Consider the following 18,286-nt stretch of genomic DNA (forward strand, 5'->3'; position numbering starts at 1 on the left):
GCCGTCCGCCCGCTCAGGCAACTGCACCTCAATTTTGAACGCCGGCAGCGCGTCCGGACTTGAGCTTGACCTCTATGACCGGGATCACGAGCTTAGGTCGGCGCACCGCAGGATGAAGGTCAGTTCATCCTCGGCGACCGGGAACTGGTATTTGCTCATAAGGTATCGGCGGCCGGGCGCAGCCAGGTGACATCGCTGGCGTCATGTAGGAATTGCGCATATTCGATCTTGCCGGCCAGCGCATCCAGGCCGCCGGGGCAGGCTTGAGGAATTGACGGGCGCCTGTATCTTTCTGGCCTCGGAGGCTTCGAGGTACATCAATGGTCACAGACTTTACGAAGACGGAGGCATGTGGGCATGTCCTTGAAAATCAGTAAGGCGCCGGGGGAATTGCGGTCGGCGCGCTGGTTCGCATCCGAAGACCTGCGCGGCTTCGGCCATCGCTCGCGCCTGATGCAGATGGGTTATGACGCCGGTGACTGGGGCGGCAAGCCGCTGATCGGCATCCTGTCCACCTGGTCGGACCTCAATCCCTGCCACGCCCATTTCAAGCATCGCGTCGAAGACGTGAAGCGCGGCGTGCTACAGGCGGGCGGCTTTCCGGTGGAGATGCCAGCGCTGGCGCTGTCGGAAAACTTCATGAAGCCCACGACCATGCTCTACCGCAACCTTCTGGCGATGGAGACCGAAGAGCAGATCCGCGCCCACCCCGTCGATGGCGTGGTGTTGATGGGAGGATGCGACAAGACCACGCCTGGCCTCATCATGGGCGCGCTCAGCGCCGGCGTACCGATGATCTACCTGCCGGCGGGGCCGATGCTGCGGGGCAACTATGCGGGCCAGCAGCTCGGTTCCGGCTCGGATGCCTGGAAATACTGGGACGAGCGGCGCGCCGGAACGATATCGGACAAGCAATGGGCCGGCATTGAAGCCGGCATTGCGCGCTCCTACGGCCATTGCATGACGATGGGCACCGCTTCGACGATGACGGCAATTGCCGATGCGATGGGGCTGACGCTGACGGGGGTCTCTTCGATTCCCGCGGCTGATGCCAACCATATTCGCATGTCGGCTCATTCAGGCCGGCGGATCGTCGAGATGGTCTGGGAAGATCTGACGCCGGACCGGATCGTCACTCCGGCGGCCATTCGCAATGCGGCGACGGTCGCCATGGCGACCGGTTGTTCGACCAATGCCGTCATCCATCTCCTGGCCATGGCGCGCAGGGGCGGGGTCGCGCTGACGCTCGACGATCTCGACGCGCTTGGCCGCGTCACTCCGGTAGTCGCCAATGTCCGTCCGTCCGGAAAGACCTATCTGATGGAGGATTTCTACTATGCCGGCGGTCTTCTGGCGCTGATGTCGCAGATCCGCGAGCGGCTCGATCTCGACGCATTGACGGTTTCGGGGGAAACGCTGGGCGCGGCTCTGGCCGATGCAAAGATCTACAATGACGATGTGATCCGCCCGCTTTCCAATCCGATCTATCCGGAGGGCTCGCTTGCCGTACTCAAGGGCAATCTGGCGCCCGACGGCGCGGTGATCAAACCCGTCGCCTGCGACCCGCGCTTCCATGTCCACCAAGGCCCGGCCCTGGTCTTCGACAGTTACCCCGACATGAAGGCGGCGGTGGAGGACGAGACGCTCGATGTGACGCCGGATCATGTGATGGTGTTGCGCAATGCCGGACCGCTCGGCGGCCCCGGCATGCCGGAATGGGGCATGCTGCCGATGCCCAAGGCGCTGCTGAAGCAAGGATATCGCGACATGCTGCGGCTGTCGGATGCGCGCATGAGCGGCACCAGCTATGGCGCCTGCGTGCTGCACGTGGCGCCCGAAGCCCATGTCGGCGGCCCGCTCGCTTTGTTGCGGAACGGCGACATCATCAGGATCGACATCCCCAACCGCCGGCTGGATATGCTGGTCGACGAGGCGGAGCTGGTCCGGCGCCGCGCCGCCTGGATGCAGCCGGCGGATCGTTTCGGCCGCGGCTACGGCTGGATGTACGCCTCCCATGTCAGCCAGGCCGACAAGGGTTGCGATTTCGATTATCTGCTGCCCGAATTCGGAGCGGCAGCCGGAGAACCGGACATTTTCTAGGAGGACATGCATGATCACACTTTCAGACAGCACGCGCGAAAAACTCATGCGGGTGAGCGTCGCCACCATCAGCACTGCGCTCTTCAAGCGCGGCCTGCGCAACCAGACGATCCAGGATGTGCAGCCGGTCGCCGGCAAAGGCCGCAATATGGTCGGCCCGGCCTATACGCTGCGCTACATTCCGGCGCGCGAGGACCTGAACAAGCTCGAGGTTTTCCGCAATCCCGAACACCCGCAGCGCGCCTGCGTGGAAAGCTGCCCCCCCGGCGCCGTCCTGGTGATGGACAGCCGCAAGAATCCACGCGCCGCCTCCGCCGGCTCGATCCTCGTCACGCGGCTGATGGTGCGCGGCGTGGCGGGTGTCGTCACCGATGGCGGTTTCCGCGACAGCCCCGAAATAGCGAGATCGGCGATCCCGGCCTATCACAACCGCCCCTCGGCGCCGACGAACCTGACGCTGCACCAGGCGCTCGACATCAACGTGCCGATCGGTTGCGGTGACGTGGCGGTCTGGCCCGGCGATATCATGGTCGGCGACGACGAAGCGGTGATCGTCATTCCGGCGGAACTGGCCGACGAGATTGCCGAGGAGGCCGTGGAAATGACCGCTTATGAGGACTTCGTGACCGAGCGCGTGCTGGCCGGCCAGTCGATCATCGGTCTCTATCCGGCGACGCAGCCGCACAATCTCGAAGAATTCGCCGCCTGGCGCGCCAAGCACGGCCGCTGACATTTTCCAACTGGAAGCATGCGGTGTTCAGGGATTATATGCATTTGAAGGTGCGCCTCATTATGCTCTCCTGCAGCGCCCTGGCTTATCGGATGGACAGGACGCGCAGGCGGCTGACGCCGCCTGCGGGGGAACACGTCCCGCGGTCTTGTTCCGGGGGGGAACGCGACCGAAGACGTTGCCATCAAGATTCACCGAGCCTCGCCCGCAGCGGGCGTGGGACGATCCGGCTGATCGCTCGCCGGAAGGCGATCATCGCTGACCTTGCCCTCGCCTCGATTGCCCGGGCTTGAAGGTGATTGCCGCGTGATCGTTGGAAGCCTGCGGTTCGCTGTCGGGAGCTTTCGGTTCGGCTCGACGGAAAAGACGCTTGAGCGCCTCGTCCAGATCGTCGACGAAGGTGAAGATGACGGGGATGACGATGAGGCTGAGGAAGGTCGACATCATCACGCCGCCGATCACCACGATCGCCATCGGCTGCCGGAAGCTTGAATCGCCGCCGGTCAGGCTGAGCGCGACCGGAAGCATGCCGCATGCCATGGCGATGGTGGTCATGACGATCGGCCGGGCGCGCTTGTGGCAGGCATCGACGAGGGCATCGAAGCGGGGCATGCCCTGGCGGCGCGACATGATCGCGTATTCGATCAACAGGATGGAGTTCTTCGTCACCACGCCCATCAGCATGAGCAGCCCGATGACGGCGGCCATCGAAAAGCTGGTTCCGGTCAGGACCAGCGGCACGAGCGCGCCGCCGAGCGAGAGCGGGAGTGCCATCAGCAGGGTGAGCGGCTGCAGGAAGTCGTGGAACAGCAGGACGAGGACCGCATAAATGCAGAACACGCCGATCGCCATGGCCAGGGCAAAGCTCTGGAACAGCTCCGAACTGCGCTGAAGTTCACCCTGTTCGACGAGTGTCACGCCCGACGGCAGATGCTGGAGCGCCGGCAGCGCTTGCGCCTCGCGGTTGACGTCGCCGAGGATGCGGCCATTGAGCTCGACCGACACGGTGACATTGCGCATCCGGTCGATGCGGTCGATCTCGGAGGGGCTGCCGCTGATCCGGATATCGGCAATCGATCCGAGATCGACATTGCCGTTCGTGCCCGCCACCCGCATGTTCTTGATATCGTCCAGGCTGGTGCGCGACTCCGGGCTGAAGCGGACGACGATCGGAACCTGGCGCTGCGGCAGGTTGAGCTTCGGCAGGTTGGCGGAATATTCCCCATTCGTCGCCACGCGCGCGGCCTCGGCGATGGCGCTCGACGTCACCCCGAGCGCTGCGGCGCGCGCAAAGTCGGGCGTGATCTGGATCTCGGGCGCCTGCCTTGCCGCGGTCGATGTCACCGCTCCGATGCCGTTCAGCGTGCGGAGCTGTTCTTCGAGTGCGGTGCTTGCGCTGTCGAGGGCGTTGGCATCGTCACTGGCAAGGGTGATCTCGAGCTTCGTGCCGTTGGCGCCGGCGCCGACGGCGACGCGCACGCCTGATAGAACCGAGAGAGCCTGCCGCATGGTGTTTTCGATTGCCGACTGCTTTCGGTCACGCTCGCCGATCGGCGTCAGCACGGCGACGATTGTGGCGGAATTGACGCTGCTCGTGGTGCTGGCGTCCGGGCCGCCGCCGCCCGAAGATGTGGAGCCGACCGAGGAGAAGACACGGGTGACGTCCGTGAGCTTGCCGACGATATCGGCGGCTTTTCTGGTCGCCGCATCGGTCTGCTCGATGGTGGCGCCCGGCTGCATGGTGAGCGTGATCTGGGTCCGCGCGTCGTCGGAAGCAGGCAGGAAGCCGGATTTCAGCAGTGGTATCGTGGAGAGCGAAAGTGCGACGACGACGGCGGTCACGGCCACCGTGGTCTTGCGGCGCTTCATAGCGGCCTTCACGATGGCCAGATAGGTGCGCATGATGCGGCAGTCCTTTTCCTCCGTCGGCGGGACAGCCTTCATCAAATAGGCAGCCATCATCGGCGTCAGCAGGCGTGCGACGACGAGCGAGGCGAGGACGGCGACGGCGGCGGTGACCCCGAACTGGCGGAACAGAAGCCCCGGAATGCCGCTCATGAACGCCGTCGGCAGGAAGACCGCGACCAGCGTGAAGGTGGTTGCAATGACGGCAAGCCCGATCTCGTTGGCGGCTTCGAGAGCGGCGTCGATCGGCCGTTTGCCCATCTGCAGATGGCGGGCGATGTTCTCGATCTCGACGATGGCGTCGTCGACGAGGATGCCGACCACCAGCGACAGCGCCAGCAGCGTGATGATATTCAGGCTGAAGCCGCAGAGGTACATGACCAGGAAGGTCGGGATCACTGACAGGGGCAGTGCCACGGCCGACAGGATCGTGGCGCGCCAGTCGCGAAGGAAGAGCCAGACGACGATGATCGCCAGGATCGCCCCTTCGAACAGCATGTGCATCGAACCGTCATAATTGTCGATGATCGGCCCGATCGTGCTGTAGGCTTCGTCGATCTGGACATTGGAATTTTTGGCGGCGAACTGCTTGATCGCCTTGTCGACATCGCCGGCGACGCCGCTGTCGGAAAAGCCGTTCGAGCGCTTGATCTCGACCGCGATCACCGGTTTGCCGTCGAGATAGGCCATCGAGGACCGCTCGGCGAAACTGTCCGTTACCGATGCGACTTCGTCGAGGCGAACCTGCTGGCCGTTGGCCAAGGGAATTCTCAGTCCTTTCAGTGCCTCGACCGATGGCAGAGCGCCGAGCGTGCGCAGGGTTTGACGGGTGCCGCCGATTTCGCCGAGGCCGCCCGAAGTATCCGCCTGCACCGCCTTCAGCTGCGACGATACGGTCGCCGCAGTGACCCCGAGCGACGCCATCGTCGCGGGATCGAGATCGACGTGAATCTCGCGGTCGATCCCGCCGATGCGGTTGACTTGTCCGACGCCGGACACCGAAAGCAGCGCCTTGGTCAGATCATTGTCGACAAACCAGGAGAGCTCGGTTTCGTTGAGAGCAGTCGAGCGGATGGCATAAGTGACCAGCGCGGAGCTTTGGACCGTGACCTTGGTGACGCTTGGTGTCTCCATCTGCGAAGGAAGATCACCCTTGACGCTGTCGACGGCGTTGCGGACTTCGTTGAGCGCCGCTTCGCTGTTTTTCTCCAGCTTGAAGGAAACCTTGATCGAGACGGTGCCGTCGGTGATGGTCGTGGTGATGTGGTCGAGATAGCTGAGCGAAGCCAAACTGTCTTCGATGGTGCGGGCGACCTCGGTTTCGAGCTGTGTCGGCGCTGCGCCGTCGAGCGTCGCTGTGACGCTGATCGTCGGAAGGTCCATATCGGGGAAGTTCTGGACCGCCAGGGTCTTGAAGGCCAAAAGCCCACCGACCGTCAGCATCACGAACAGCAAGATTGCCGGGACGGGGTTGCGGATCGACCATGCCGAGAAGTTCATCAGTTTTTCTCCGCGATCTTCACGAGGTCATTGTCCGAGAGGAATGCGCCGCCCGAGGTCACCACCTTCGACGTCCGATCTATGCCGGAGACGATTTCCACCTCGCCATTGTTGCGGCGGCCGGTTTCCACCCGGACCCTTTGCACCCGTTGATCCTCGCTCGCAGTGAAGACGTAACTGATCCCGTCCCGGAACACGATTGCGGTCTCGGGCACGGTCAGCGCCGGGGAGGTCTGCAGCTCGATTTTGCCCGTGACGTAAAGGCCCGTGCGTGGACGGGTGTCGGCCGGCAGCGTGACATAGACGATTGCCCGGCTGGTATCAGTGCTGACCGACGGCCCGACAAGCCTCACCTTGCCCTCGATGGCGTGGCCTTCAGGCCCGTTGACCTGGACGCTCAGGCCTTGTGAAATGCGTGGGAGGTAGCGAGCGGAAACCTCGGCCTGCCATTCGATCCGCTGCTGGCGAACCATGCGGAACAGTTCGGTGCCGGCGGAGACGACGGCGCCGAGATCGGCGGAACGCGACGTGATGAGGCCGTCGTCGACGGCCGCTATGGTCGTCTGCGCAACCTTGATCTTTTCGCTGTCGAGCGCGGCCTCTTCGGATGCAAGACTTGCCGTCGCCGTCTGCTCGTCGGCGAGATATTCGACGATCTTCTCGTCGGAGAGCGCCCCTGAAGGCTGGAGCTGCCGCGCCCGATCGGCATTGGCTTCGGCCATTGAAAGGCTTGCCTTGGCGGTCGCGACGGCGGCCTCCTGCTTGCGAAGATCGGCAAGCACGCTCTCCTGCGAAAGCCGCACGAGCGTCTGGCCCTTGGTGACGACCGAACCGATATCGACCAGAACATCGGTTATGCGCAGCCCGCTCGTCTCGGAGGCGATGACCGCCTCCTGCCACGGTTTCAGCCATCCGCTCGCGGGAACGGTCTCAGGCCAGTCCCGCTGAGCCGGCGCCGTCAAAGAGACAGTGAGGGCGGTTGCCGCGGCCTGTTCCGCCATGGCGTTGCGGAGGGGAGCAAACAGCGCCATCGCAACGAAGGCGGAGGCGAATAGTCTGGAGGTTTTTCTCAACGATGCATTCCTTGTCGTCAAGGCATCGGCGCCTTTTCCCGATCGGCGCCAATTCGACCAAGAATTACCGTTCATGCATGGCAACCGGGTCTCGGCGCGGGTCGATGTCATGACCGCTATGTAACGGGGCGAACGTTAAGTGCGGTCAAGTTAGTGTTAAGTTGGGTAAAACTTGGTCGCCTGAGCGTGTTTGTGCTGTATGGCTTGCCCGGCTTGATAATGGATGACGCGAATGAACAAGGTTCTCCTGATCGACGATGATGCGGAGCTGACGACACTTCTGCAGGAATATCTGGTCGAAGAAGGATATGACGTCGTAACGGACACGGATGGCCGCGCCGCCATTGCCGCGGCGGCCGGCAATACGGTCGACATCATCGTGCTCGACATCATGATGCCCCGGATGAACGGCATCGAAGTGCTGCAGCGGATCAGGAAGCTGAGCCAGGTTCCGGTGCTGATGCTGACGGCCAGAGGCGACGACGTGGACAGGATATCCGGTCTCAATCTCGGCGCCGACGACTATGTGCCGAAGCCATGTTCGCCGGGCGAACTGGCCGCGAGGCTGCGCGCCATCCTGCGCCGGGCAGGTCAGCCGGCGGCCGGCATGTCCACAGACACGGTCAGGGCAGGGCGGCTGGTGATCCATCCGGGCAGCCGGATCGCCGAATGGCGGGGGGAAAGCCTTGACCTCACCGGCACGGAGTTCAGCCTGCTCGAGGTTCTCGCCCGCAGCGCCGGCCAGCTCGTGTCGAAACAGGATATTTCCAAGCGGGCCTTCGGCAAGCCGCTCACCCCGTTCGATCGCCGCATCGACGTCCACATCAGCAGCGTTCGCCAGAAGCTCGGGCTGCGGGAGGACGGGCAATCCTGGATCCAGTCCGTTCGCGGCCAGGGCTATCAACTTCTCGTGGACTGACCATGCCCCGGCTTTTCTGGAAGTTCTTCAGGATTATCTGGCTGACTCTGGCGGCAAGCCTTGCTGCCGTTATCCTTATCGTCAAACTCCTTCAGGCGGTTCCCTTCGCAAGCGAGCTGGAACATGAGCGGCGGACGCTTGTGCTCAACCTGACTGCAAATATTCTGGCTGAGGACGGCGAAGCCGCCGCCGCGCGTTTCGTGACCACAAGCGAGAAGACGCTACCGCTTGGCCTGACCTTGTCCAAGCCCGACGACGCCGACGCCTGCGCCGAGAAGGACACGGGCACCGCCCGATCCATGCTGAAGGATGGAGTCTGCTATCGGCTTTCCGTGTCGGCCCCGGCCGGTTCCACTTTCGACAGCCTTGGACCATTCCTGCCGTGGCTCACCATCCTGGTCGCCAGCACGATCGCGGCCGGCGCGCTGGCGCGATACCTCATTCGTCCCGTCGTCCACCTTCGCGATGGCCTGAGCGCGCTTGCCCACGGCCGTTTCGACGTCCGTATCGGCGACAAGATGGCGGGACGCAGGGACGAGGTCACAGCACTTGCGCATGATTTCGATTCCACTGCCGCCCGCCTTCAGGAGCTACAGGATGCGCAGCAGAGGCTGTTCCATGACGTCTCCCATGAGCTGCGCTCGCCTCTGTCCCGGCTGCAGGCCGCCGTCGGTGTGTTGCGGCAAAGCCCCGCCAAACTCGGCGCCATGCTGGATCGAATGGACCGCGAGGTCGAACGGCTCGATATGCTGGTGGGCGAGGTTCTGACGCTCGCCAGGCTGACGGCAGGATCCAGCCTGCCGCTGAAGACGCAGACCATCGATGTCATCGAACTCCTCAACGAGATCCTCAGCGATGCGGCATTCGAAGCCCAGGCGCGGGAGATCTCGATCACGACGAGCGTCGATGGCACCTTCCGGGCCGAAGTCGAAGGCGAGCTTATCTATCGGGCGCTCGAAAACGTCGTTCGAAATGCCGTCAAATATACGGCCGACCATTCGCACATCTCGGTCTCCTCAGAGGCGACAGCCGACCGGCTAAAAATCTGCGTCACGGATCAGGGGCCGGGCGTCCAACGGGACGAACTCGAACGCATTTTCCAGCCGTTCTCTCGCGGGAGAGAGGCGGTGCCGAGAGGCGGATACGGTCTCGGTCTTGCAATCACCCGGCAGGCCGTCGAACGGCATGGCGGGCGCGTGCATGCGTCATTGCCGGAGGGGGGGGGGCTGGCGATCACCCTGGAGCTTCCCAGGAAGCCGATACCCTATGGTTTGGCGGACGAACAGGCCTGAGCACCAATCGACGAAGCTTGGTATCGTGGTTGCTCATCCCGAAGTAAAAGCGACGGGCGCGATGGTCGCGAAGGGCGGGAACCGCGCCATCGCACATTGCGGTAAGTCAAGGCGGCCGCCAAGCCGATCCGGTATCGTGCATGCTCCTTTAGCTGGAGCCTTTACACATGACGATCCCTGCCAAGTCGGTGATGACAACGGATTTAATTACGGTATCGCCTGAGACCACGGTGGCCGAGGCCGCCCGGTGCATGCTTATCCATCATATCACCGCCGTACCGGTGGTGGACGCCGATAACCGGCTGCTTGGATTGGTCAGCGAAGGCGATGTGATGCGCCACTTTGGCTCGCAGTTTCAAAGCAAGCGAGCGCAATGGCTGCGCATGCTGGCCGAAGGCGAGAAGCTCGCCCCGGAGTTTCTCGCCGAAATCCGCCTCAACCAGCAGCATGTCCGCGAGATTATGAACGAGACCATCATCGCCGCGGATGAGGAAGCCTCGCTTGCGGAGTTGGCCGATCTGATGCTGAAACATCGGATCAAGCGCGTCCCTATCCTGCGTGACGGCGTGTTGGTTGGCATCGTCAGCCGCGCTGACGTGGTTCGGGCCGTCGTCGAAAAACTGGACGATTTGCTTGAGCCGACGGACTAGCACCGGAAGCTGGTCGGTCGGGCTCCATCATCCGCCAGCGCAGCGGCCGGCCGGACCAACAGCAGCGGCAGGACAAAAAGCAGCGAGTGGCAGGGGCGGCACGCCTTGATCCCGTCATGTTGAGCAGCATTTGCATTGTCGATTTGAGGCAAGAGTTCGCTGGCGCGAAGGCGGGCATAGCCCCCAAGCCTCTCGACGATCTGACCGACGAGAAGATCGCGAATAAGCTGGGTGCCCCTCGCTATCTTCCCACCCGCTCGCGGCATCAATGAGAGAATTGCGGTGCCTTCCTTCCATCCGGACTCGATGCATCTCTCCCTCATCGAGGACGAGGCCGCGCAGCTCTGCTGAACCGAGATGTGCGGCGGGACGCTGCTTTTACCTAACTTTACCGTTTCTTAACCGCCATTAACGCTAGCGCCGCTAAGCCTGAACCCACGATCCCGGTTCAGAAGGCTCCCCCGTGAGTACGTCGCTTAGCACTAGATTATCATCCCTCCGCTACACCGCAGCCGCATTCACACTGCTGCTGGCAGGCTGCGTCAGCGGCCCGGATCACGTTGCCCCCGAGATGCCGCTTCCCGCCAAGTTCGAAGACGGGGGTAATAAGAGCAACGGCGATGTCGTGACGGCAAGGTGGTGGACGGCCTATCGCGACAAGAAGCTCAACGGGCTGGTCACGCAGGGTCTCAGCGAGAACCTAGATGTGTTGCAGGCACTCGAGAGCATCAATTCGGCTTCCGCCAACGTCACGGTAGCCGGCGCCGGCGCCCTGCCGAGCCTGACGGTCGACGGATCGCATACTCTCTCCGGGGAGAAGGGGCGGCTGCGGACGACGGTCGGCACCACGAACACGACGGGAGGCGATGCCAGCCTTTCCTGGCTGCTCGACGTCTTCGGCCAGTACCGTCGCTCGAAAGAGAGCGCCCTCGCCTCGCTTGGAGCCGCTTACGCGACGGCCGACAATGCCAGGCTCACCTTTCTGAAAGACCTGGTCGAGACTTATATCGACGCCCGCTATTACCAGGAGCGCATCGCCCTTTCTCAGGCGAATTTGAAATCCCGCCAGCAGACTTACGAACTCACTGAGCTGCAGTTGAAAGCTGGTGCGGCCTCCCGCCTCGACGTCGTCCAGGCCGAGGGTCTTGTACAGTCGACGAAGTCCGACATTCCCGGCCTCGAACAGAGTTTTACCGAATCGGCCCATCACATTGCCACACTGCTCGGGATGCCGGCGGCTTCGCTGACGGAAGAGCTGCGCAGGAATACTGGCCAGCCGGTGTTCCGCGGCGACATTGGTGCCGGCATCCCGGCCGATCTCATCCGCAACCGTCCCGATATAAGAAAGGCCGAACGCGAGCTGGCGGCAGCTGTCGCCGATATCGGTGCTGCCGAAGCCCAGCTTTACCCGTCGATCTCGCTTTCCGGTTCGATTTCGCCGAGCTGGGTCAAATCATCGGGCGCCACCGGCGCAAGCCTGACGAGCTGGTCTTTCGGACCGACGCTCAACCTGCCGATCTTCGATGGCGGCAAATTGCGGGCCAATGTCGATATCGAGAAATCCGATGCCAAAACGCAATATCTGGCGTGGAAAGCGGCGGTGCTGAACGGCGTCGAAGAGGTCGAAAACGCGCTTGCGGCCGTTCGCCACGACACGCAGACGCTGGGACCGTTGCGCAGGCAGGTACAGACGGCGCAGGAATCGCTGGCGCTTTCGACCACGAGCTACAAGGATGGCGCCTCTTCGCTGCTCGACGTTCTGGACGCGCAGCGGTCCGTCTCGGATGCTCAGGAAAGCCTTGCTGCCACCATGCAGCAGGTCGCGAAGGATTATGTGGATCTCTATGTCGCCATCGGCGCCGGTTACCTCGAGCCGGAGCAGGCCGCCTCCAGGCAAACCGCAAAACCGGGCTGATCCGCTGGATGGGTGGGCTTATCGTCCGGCGCTTTCCAGAATGCGCAGCGCAAGCTTGAGGTGCGGCAGGTCAAGCATGCGTCCGTCAAGCTGGATGACGCCGGCGTCAGGCCTGGCGGCGAAGGCGGCGGCGACCTTCTCTGCCCAGGCGAGCTCGGCGGCGTCAGGTGTGAAGGCGTGGTTGATCGTTTCGACCTGGCTCGGATGGATGGCCATCATGCCGGAAAAGCCGTCGCGCCGGCCGCGGCTGGCATAGGCCCTGAGACCGTTGAGATCGCGCAAATCGGGATAGACGGTTTCGATTGCCGGAACGGCGGCGGCATGGGCTGCGAATAGGGTGAGCGAGCGGGCAAGCTCGTAGGGCGGCGTATAACGGCCATCCGTCCTCCGCGCTGTCGCAGCCCCTATCGCGGCCGGCAGATCCTCGGCGCCCCAGGTCAGGCCGCAAAGCTTCGCCGAGACGTCGCGGTAGCTGCCAATCTCGAAGATCGCGGACGGCGTTTCCGTCGCGATCGGCAAAACGGGAACGGCCGGGGTCAACGAGGCTGCGAGTTTGCCCACGGAAACGGCCCCCTCGGCCTTCGGCAACATGATGGCGAAGGGATGAAGACCGTTCAGAGCGGCAAGGTCGGCTTCGAATTCAGGGGAGGTGAGGGGATTGACGCGGATCAAGAGAACGGTCTCGCCGGCATAGCGGTGGGCGAATTCGTGCACGGTCTCGCGTGCTTTTGGCTTGTTCGCGGGCGCAACCGAATCTTCCAGATCGAGAATGACGGCATCGGCGCCGGAAGCGAGCGCTTTCTCGAAACGCTCCGGCCGATCGCCGGGTACGAAGAGCAGCGAGCGCAGCCTCATGACGGTTTCACCTTCAGCATCGCCGTGCGCAGGCACTGGCAGACGATCTCGTCACGTTGGTTCAACGTGACATGCCGGAAAGTGACGATGCCGGCATCGGGGCGGGAGTTCGAGCGGCGCAGTTCCGTCACCTCGGTTTCCACCCGCAGCGTATCGCCGATGAAGACCGGCCTCGGCATCGTCACCGTGTCATAGCCGAGATTGGCGACGAGCGTGCCGAGTGTGGTGTCGCCGACCGAAAGGCCGATGGTGAGCGCAAAGGTGAAGGTGCCGTTGACAACGATGCGGCCGAACTCGGTGCCGGCGGCATAATCGGCATCGAGATGCAGCGGCTGCGGATTGTGGGACAGCGTCGTGAACAGCAGGTTATCGGTCTCGGTGACGGTGCGGCGGATCTCGTGGGCGATGCGGTCGCCGACTGTCCACTCGTCGAAATAACGGCCGGCCATCACGCCTGCTCCTTGATGACGCTGACGACCAGCTGGTTTTCCGAGACCCTGGCGCCGGTGGAAACCTGCAATTTCCCAACGATGCCGTCGAAGGGCGCGCGTAACGTATGTTCCATCTTCATCGCTTCGACCGTCAGCAGACGATCCCCCTTGGCAACAGTGTCGCCTTCGGCGACATCGACCGAGATGACGAGGCCCGGCATGGGCGAAAGGATCGCGCCGTCGCCCGCACCCTGATTTGCCTCGACTTCGCCCGCATGGGGCAGGCCGATCGGCCAGGCATTGCCGGCGTCGAAAAGCACGGTCTTCGCGTCGATCTCGACGGCATTCGCCTCAAGGTCGGGGCGCACGCGCCCCCAGTGGAGGTGACCGTCGATGCGCACCCGAACGCGGCCGTCACTTGGCCCGGCGATGCGAAAACCGGTCAGCACCGACCAGGGATCCTCATTTGCGGCCTTCGAAAGTGCCGTTGCCGCTTTGTCGATTGTCGTCTCATCTGGCTCCGTCGCCACAAGGCCCTCGCCATGCCGGTCGAGGAAGCCGGTATCGATCCGGGCGGCGCGAAAATCCGGGTTGGTGGCGACGCGGGCGAGAAGGCCGGCATTGGATCTGACCGGCCAGATCTCGATACCGGCACAAGCGGCGGCCAGCTTCGACAGCGCGGCTTCGCGGTTCGGCCCATGCGCAATGATCTTGGCGATCATTGGATCGTAGAAGGCGGTGATCTCATCGCCCTGTTCGACACCGCTCTCGACGCGGACGGTTCGGGGGAGTTTGAGATGTTCGAGCCGGCCGGTCGAGGGCAGGTAGCCGGCGGCGGGATTTTCGGCATAGAGCCGGGCCTCGAGGGCCCAGCCCTTCATGGCGATCTCATCCTGGCTTTTCGGCAGCGGCTCGCCGTTAGCCACCTTCAGTTGCCAGAGCACCAGATCCTCACCTGTTATGGCTTCAGTGACGGGATGTTCCACCTGCAGGCGTGTATTCATCTCCATGAACCAAATTCGATCCGGACGCAGGCCTTGCGAGGCATCGGCGATGAATTCGATCGTGCCGGCGCCGACATAGTTCACCGCTCTTGCGGCCTTCACCGCCGCATCGCAGATCGCAGCCCGCGTGGTTGCATCGAGCCCGGGAGCGGGGGCCTCCTCGATGACCTTCTGATGACGGCGCTGCAGCGAGCAGTCGCGTTCGAAGAGGTGGACGCAGTTGCCATGCTCGTCAGCGAAGATCTGCACCTCGATATGACGCGGATTGGCGATATAGCGTTCGATGAGAACGCGATCATCGCCGAACGAAGCGGCGGCTTCGCGGCGGCAGGAGGCGAGAAGCTCGGTGAAATCCTGCGGGCGGTCGACGCGGCGCATGCCCTTGCCGCCGCCGCCGGCCACCGCCTTGATGAGTACGGGATAACCGATGGCCTCGGCCTCGGCCGCCAGTCTTGCTTCGCTCTGGTCTGGTCCGAGATAACCTGGAGTGACCGGCACGCCGGCTGCCTGCATTAATTCTTTGGCCGCGTCTTTCAGCCCCATCGCCCGGATAGCGGCCGCCGGCGCTCCGACCCAGATGATACCGGCCTTCTCGACTGCTTCGGCAAATTCGGCATTTTCCGACAGGAAACCATAGCCCGGATGAATCGCGGCCGCCCCGGTCTTGCGGGCGGCTTCGAGGATGTGTACCTCAGACAGGTAGCTTTCGCGGGCCGGCGACGGCCCGATGGCGATCGCCTCGTCGGCTTCTCCGACGAAGGGCAGGCCGGCATCGGCCTCGGAATAGACGGCGATGGTGCGGATGCCGGCAGTCTTTGCCGTGCGGATGATGCGGCGAGCGATTTCGCCTCTGTTGGCGATGAGAAGGTTTTCCATCATAGCCGCCTCACATCCGAAACAGTCCGAAGCGCGGCCCTTTTGGGATCGGCGCGTTCAGGCAGGCGGAAAAGGCAAGGCCGAGCACGTCCCGCGTCTGGCCGGGATCGATGATGCCGTCGTCCCAGAGGCGGGCAGTGGCATAATAGGGATTGCCCTCCGCCTCGTAGCCGGCGCGGATCGGCGCCTTGAAAGCCTCCTCTTCTTCGACAGACCAATTCTCTCCGCGCGCCTCCAGTGCGTCGCGGCGGATGGTGGCGAGCACGGAAGCCGCCTGTTCGCCGCCCATGACGCTGATGCGGCTGTTCGGCCAGGTGAAGAGAAAACGGGGGCGATAGGCGCGGCCGCACATGCCGTAATTGCCGGCGCCGAAACTGCCGCCGATGATGACGGTGACCTTAGGCACGGTCGCCGTCGCAACCGCCGTCACCAGCTTTGCCCCGTCCTTGGCGATGCCGCCGGCCTCATAGCGGCCGCCGACCATGAAACCGGAAATATTCTGCAGGAACAGCAGCGGCACGCGGCGCTGGCAGGCGAGCTGGATGAAATGCGCACCCTTCAGCGCGCTTTCGGAAAAGAGCACGCCGTTATTGGCGATGACGGCGACCGGCATGCCCCAGATGCGGGCGAAGCCGCATACGAGCGTGGAGCCGTAGAGCGGCTTGAACTCGTGCAGTTCCGAGCCGTCGACGATCCGTCCGATCACCTCGCGCACATCATAGGGCGAGCGCACGTCATCGGGAATGAGGCCAAGAAGATCCTGGAAATCGAGTTTCGGCGGCCGCGGAGGCTGGATGTCGATATCGACCGATTTGACGCTGTTGAGGCTGGCGACGATGTCTCGCACCAGAAGCAGCGCATGTTCGTCATTCTCGGCAACATGATCGACGACGCCGGAGCGGCGGCCATGGGTTTCGGCGCCGCCGAGTTCTTCGGCCGAGATGATTTCGCCGGTCGCGGCTTTGACCAGCGGGGGACCCGCGAGGAAGATCGTGCCCTGATTGCGCACGATGACGGTTTCATCAGACATGGCGGGGACATAGGCGCCGCCGGCCGTGCAGCTTCCCATCACGCAGGCGATCTGCGGAATGCCTTCGGCCGACATCTGCGCCTGATTGTAGAAGATGGCGCCGAAATGGTCGCGGTCGGGAAAGACCTCGGCCTGATGCGGAAGATTGGCGCCGCCGCTATCGACCAGATAGAGGCAGGGCAGCCGGTTCTGCAGGGCGATCTCCTGCGCCCTGAGATGTTTCTTCACCGTCATCGGGAAATAGGCGCCACCCTTCACCGTCGCGTCATTGGCGACGATCATCGCCTCGCGGCCGCAAACGCGGCCGACGCCCGATATGATGCCGGCGCCCGGCGCCTCGTCGCCATACATGCCGTTGGCTGCCAGCGTGCCGATCTCCAGGAAAGGGCTGCCGGCATCGAGCAGGAGCTGGATGCGGTCGCGCGGCAGGAGCTTGCCCTTGCCGGTATGGCGCGCGCGCGCCGTCTGCGATCCGCCCTCGCGCGCTCTCGCCGAACGCGCGTAGAGTTCGTCGACGAGGGCTTTATTCTTGGCGGTATTGGCTTTGAAGCTTTCGCTGTCGCGATCGATCGCAGTCGAAATCACCGTCATGATGCGATGAGCTCCCGCCCGATCAGATAGCGGCGGATCTCGTTGGTGCCGGCGCCAATATCGTAGAGCTTGGCGTCGCGCAGGAAACGCTCGACCGGCCATTCCTTGGTATAGCCGGCGCCGCCGAGCGCCTGGATCGCTTCCAGTGAGACTTTCACGGCATTTTCGCTGGCAAAAAGGATCGCGGCGGCCGCATCGGTGCGCGTTGCCCGGCCGGCATCGCAGGCGCGGGCCACGGAATAGACATAGGCGCGCGCCGAATTCAGCGCGACATACATGTCGGCGATCTTGCCCTGCATCAGCTGGAAATCGCCGATCGCCTTGCCGAACTGCTTGCGCTCGCGCACATAGGGCAGCACGACATCGAGGCAGGCCTGCATGATCCCGAGCGGGCCGGCGGCGAGCACGGCGCGTTCGTAATCGAGGCCGGACATCAGGATTTTCACGCCTTCTCCCTCCCGGCCCATCAGCGCATCGGCTGGCACCTCGCAATCCTGAAAGACCAGTTCGGCCGTGTCGCTGCCGCGCATGCCCAGTTTCGAGAGCTTCTTGGAGACGCTGAAGCCGGTCAGGCCCTTTTCGATGATGAAGGCGGAAATGCCCTTCGGGCCGGCGGCCGGATCGGTCTTGGCATAGACGACGAGTACGTCGGCATGCGGGGCATTGGTGATCCAGAACTTCGTGCCGTTGAGAATATAGCGGTCGCCTCTTTTCTCGGCTCGCAACCCCATGGAGACGACATCGGAACCGGAGCCGGCCTCGGACATGGCAAGCGAGCCGACATGGTCGCCCGAGATCAGCTTCGGCAGATGGCGGCGTTTCTGCTCCGTTGAGGCCCAGCGGCGGATCTGGTTGACGCAGAGATTGGAATGAGCACCGTAGCTCAAGCCCACGGAAGCCGAGGCGCGCGAGACCTCCTCCATCGCGACGACGTGCTCGAGATAGCCGAAACCGGCGCCGCCGAACTCTTCCTCGACGGTGATCCCATGCAGGCCGAGTGCGCCCATCTGCGGCCAGAGCTGGCGTGGAAATGTGTTGCTTTCGTCAATCTCCGCGGCGAGCGGAGCAATATGATCGGCGGCAAATCGCGCCGTCGTTTCGCGGATCGCGTCCGCGGTTTCGCCGAGCGAGAAATCAAACATGGCACTCCTCCCGCTGAAATATGTAGCGCGGGTTGCGGCAGGTTCAAAGAGGCACCCCGTGCCTCCCTCATGCCTGTGCTTGTCACCGGCATCCAACCATCGCGCGTCCGCGCGGAGAATGGCTCGTTGCTCGCTCGAAGAAAGTCTCTTGCGCCCAAGGACTTGGGCGCGCTGGATGCCTGTGACAAGCACAGGCATGAGGGAGGGTGTGGAACCGCCAGCGCCAAATAGCGACTGGGTCTAGATGCAGGTCTCGGCTTATTACCCACTGCG

Annotated in this window: 13 protein-coding genes and 2 pseudogenes; 7 read left to right on the top strand and 8 right to left on the bottom strand. The window is 63.3% G+C overall.

Annotated elements, in window-relative coordinates; translation table 11 throughout:
- Positions 1 to 28 precede the first annotated feature (28 nt).
- Positions 29 to 245, bottom strand: a pseudogene (locus J7U39_RS32100) (alpha-L-fucosidase); the annotation flags it as partial.
- On the opposite strand from J7U39_RS32100, the pseudogene J7U39_RS29810 reads away from it, so the two are divergent.
- From J7U39_RS29810 to J7U39_RS29820, 3 genes and pseudogenes are all read left to right on the top strand, one after another.
- Positions 236 to 367, top strand: a pseudogene (locus J7U39_RS29810) (SDR family oxidoreductase); the annotation flags it as partial. The pseudogenes J7U39_RS32100 and J7U39_RS29810 sit on opposite strands and share 10 nt — an antisense overlap.
- The gene (gene araD, locus J7U39_RS29815) at positions 358 to 2,100 is read left to right on the top strand and encodes an L-arabinonate dehydratase (protein ID WP_210633264.1); all 1,743 of its coding nucleotides are present in this window, start codon (positions 358 to 360) and stop codon (positions 2,098 to 2,100) included. The pseudogene J7U39_RS29810 and the gene araD, both read left to right, overlap by 10 nt.
- 10 nt (positions 2,101 to 2,110) lie before the next feature.
- Entirely contained in the window at positions 2,111 to 2,830 is a 720-nt protein-coding gene (locus J7U39_RS29820) for a ribonuclease activity regulator RraA (protein ID WP_210633265.1), read from the top strand.
- 252 nt (positions 2,831 to 3,082) lie between these two features.
- Here the strand turns inward: J7U39_RS29820 and J7U39_RS29825 are convergent, their stop codons facing one another.
- A complete protein-coding gene (locus tag J7U39_RS29825) occupies positions 3,083 to 6,235 on the bottom strand; it encodes an efflux RND transporter permease subunit (protein ID WP_210633267.1) in 3,153 nt (1,050 codons plus the stop codon).
- Entirely contained in the window at positions 6,235 to 7,308 is a 1,074-nt protein-coding gene (locus J7U39_RS29830; protein ID WP_210633269.1) for an efflux RND transporter periplasmic adaptor subunit, read from the bottom strand. The genes J7U39_RS29825 and J7U39_RS29830 overlap by 1 nt, the downstream gene beginning before the upstream one ends.
- A 232-nt stretch (positions 7,309 to 7,540) precedes the next feature.
- On the opposite strand from J7U39_RS29830, the gene J7U39_RS29835 reads away from it, so the two are divergent.
- The 4 genes from J7U39_RS29835 (at position 7,541) to J7U39_RS29850 (ending at position 12,084) form a co-directional block, all read left to right on the top strand.
- The gene (locus J7U39_RS29835; protein ID WP_210633270.1) at positions 7,541 to 8,227 is read left to right on the top strand and encodes a response regulator; all 687 of its coding nucleotides are present in this window, start codon (positions 7,541 to 7,543) and stop codon (positions 8,225 to 8,227) included.
- Between the two features lie 2 nt (positions 8,228 to 8,229).
- Positions 8,230 to 9,519: an ATP-binding protein gene (locus J7U39_RS29840; protein ID WP_210633271.1), complete on the top strand. Its 1,290-nt coding sequence runs from the start codon at positions 8,230 to 8,232 to the stop codon at positions 9,517 to 9,519.
- A 167-nt stretch (positions 9,520 to 9,686) separates the two neighbouring features.
- Positions 9,687 to 10,169, top strand: coding sequence for a CBS domain-containing protein (locus tag J7U39_RS29845; protein ID WP_210633272.1), 483 nt, complete (start codon positions 9,687 to 9,689; stop codon positions 10,167 to 10,169).
- A 463-nt stretch (positions 10,170 to 10,632) separates the two neighbouring features.
- On the top strand, positions 10,633 to 12,084 hold the full coding sequence (locus J7U39_RS29850) for an efflux transporter outer membrane subunit (RefSeq protein ID WP_210633273.1): 1,452 nt from the start codon (positions 10,633 to 10,635) through the stop codon (positions 12,082 to 12,084).
- A gap of 18 nt (positions 12,085 to 12,102) precedes the next feature.
- Here the strand turns inward: J7U39_RS29850 and J7U39_RS29855 are convergent, their stop codons facing one another.
- From J7U39_RS29855 to J7U39_RS29875, 5 genes are read right to left on the bottom strand one after another with little or no spacing between them, the layout of a single operon-like run.
- Entirely contained in the window at positions 12,103 to 12,939 is an 837-nt protein-coding gene (locus tag J7U39_RS29855) for a CoA ester lyase (RefSeq protein WP_210633274.1), read from the bottom strand.
- Entirely contained in the window at positions 12,936 to 13,388 is a 453-nt protein-coding gene (locus tag J7U39_RS29860) for a MaoC family dehydratase (RefSeq protein WP_210633277.1), read from the bottom strand. Before J7U39_RS29860 ends, J7U39_RS29855 begins: the two co-directional genes overlap by 4 nt.
- Positions 13,388 to 15,253, bottom strand: coding sequence for an acetyl/propionyl/methylcrotonyl-CoA carboxylase subunit alpha (locus J7U39_RS29865; RefSeq protein ID WP_210633278.1), 1,866 nt, complete (start codon positions 15,251 to 15,253; stop codon positions 13,388 to 13,390). The genes J7U39_RS29860 and J7U39_RS29865 overlap by 1 nt, the downstream gene beginning before the upstream one ends.
- A 7-nt stretch (positions 15,254 to 15,260) precedes the next feature.
- On the bottom strand, positions 15,261 to 16,871 hold the full coding sequence (locus J7U39_RS29870; RefSeq protein WP_210633280.1) for a carboxyl transferase domain-containing protein: 1,611 nt from the start codon (positions 16,869 to 16,871) through the stop codon (positions 15,261 to 15,263).
- Entirely contained in the window at positions 16,868 to 18,013 is a 1,146-nt protein-coding gene (locus J7U39_RS29875) for an isovaleryl-CoA dehydrogenase (protein WP_210633282.1), read from the bottom strand. The genes J7U39_RS29870 and J7U39_RS29875 overlap by 4 nt, the downstream gene beginning before the upstream one ends.
- Between the last annotated feature and the right edge of the window lie 273 nt (positions 18,014 to 18,286).

The sequence above is a fragment of the Rhizobium sp. NLR16a genome (genome assembly GCF_017948245.1).
In the GTDB taxonomy this organism is placed as follows: domain Bacteria; phylum Pseudomonadota; class Alphaproteobacteria; order Rhizobiales; family Rhizobiaceae; genus Rhizobium.

Coding starts and splice junctions, on each gene's coding strand:
- J7U39_RS29840 (WP_210633271.1), top strand. CDS start 8,230: ATGCCCCGGCTTTTCTGGAAGTTCTTCAGGATTATCTGGCTGACTCTG.
- J7U39_RS29835 (WP_210633270.1), top strand. CDS start 7,541: ATGAACAAGGTTCTCCTGATCGACGATGATGCGGAGCTGACGACACTT.
- J7U39_RS29825 (WP_210633267.1), bottom strand. CDS start 6,235: ATGAACTTCTCGGCATGGTCGATCCGCAACCCCGTCCCGGCAATCTTG.
- araD (WP_210633264.1), top strand. CDS start 358: ATGTCCTTGAAAATCAGTAAGGCGCCGGGGGAATTGCGGTCGGCGCGC.
- J7U39_RS29845 (WP_210633272.1), top strand. CDS start 9,687: ATGACGATCCCTGCCAAGTCGGTGATGACAACGGATTTAATTACGGTA.
- J7U39_RS29860 (WP_210633277.1), bottom strand. CDS start 13,388: ATGGCCGGCCGTTATTTCGACGAGTGGACAGTCGGCGACCGCATCGCC.
- J7U39_RS29820 (WP_210633265.1), top strand. CDS start 2,111: ATGATCACACTTTCAGACAGCACGCGCGAAAAACTCATGCGGGTGAGC.
- J7U39_RS29875 (WP_210633282.1), bottom strand. CDS start 18,013: ATGTTTGATTTCTCGCTCGGCGAAACCGCGGACGCGATCCGCGAAACG.
- J7U39_RS29855 (WP_210633274.1), bottom strand. CDS start 12,939: ATGAGGCTGCGCTCGCTGCTCTTCGTACCCGGCGATCGGCCGGAGCGT.
- J7U39_RS29865 (WP_210633278.1), bottom strand. CDS start 15,253: ATGATGGAAAACCTTCTCATCGCCAACAGAGGCGAAATCGCTCGCCGC.
- J7U39_RS29870 (WP_210633280.1), bottom strand. CDS start 16,871: ATGACGGTGATTTCGACTGCGATCGATCGCGACAGCGAAAGCTTCAAA.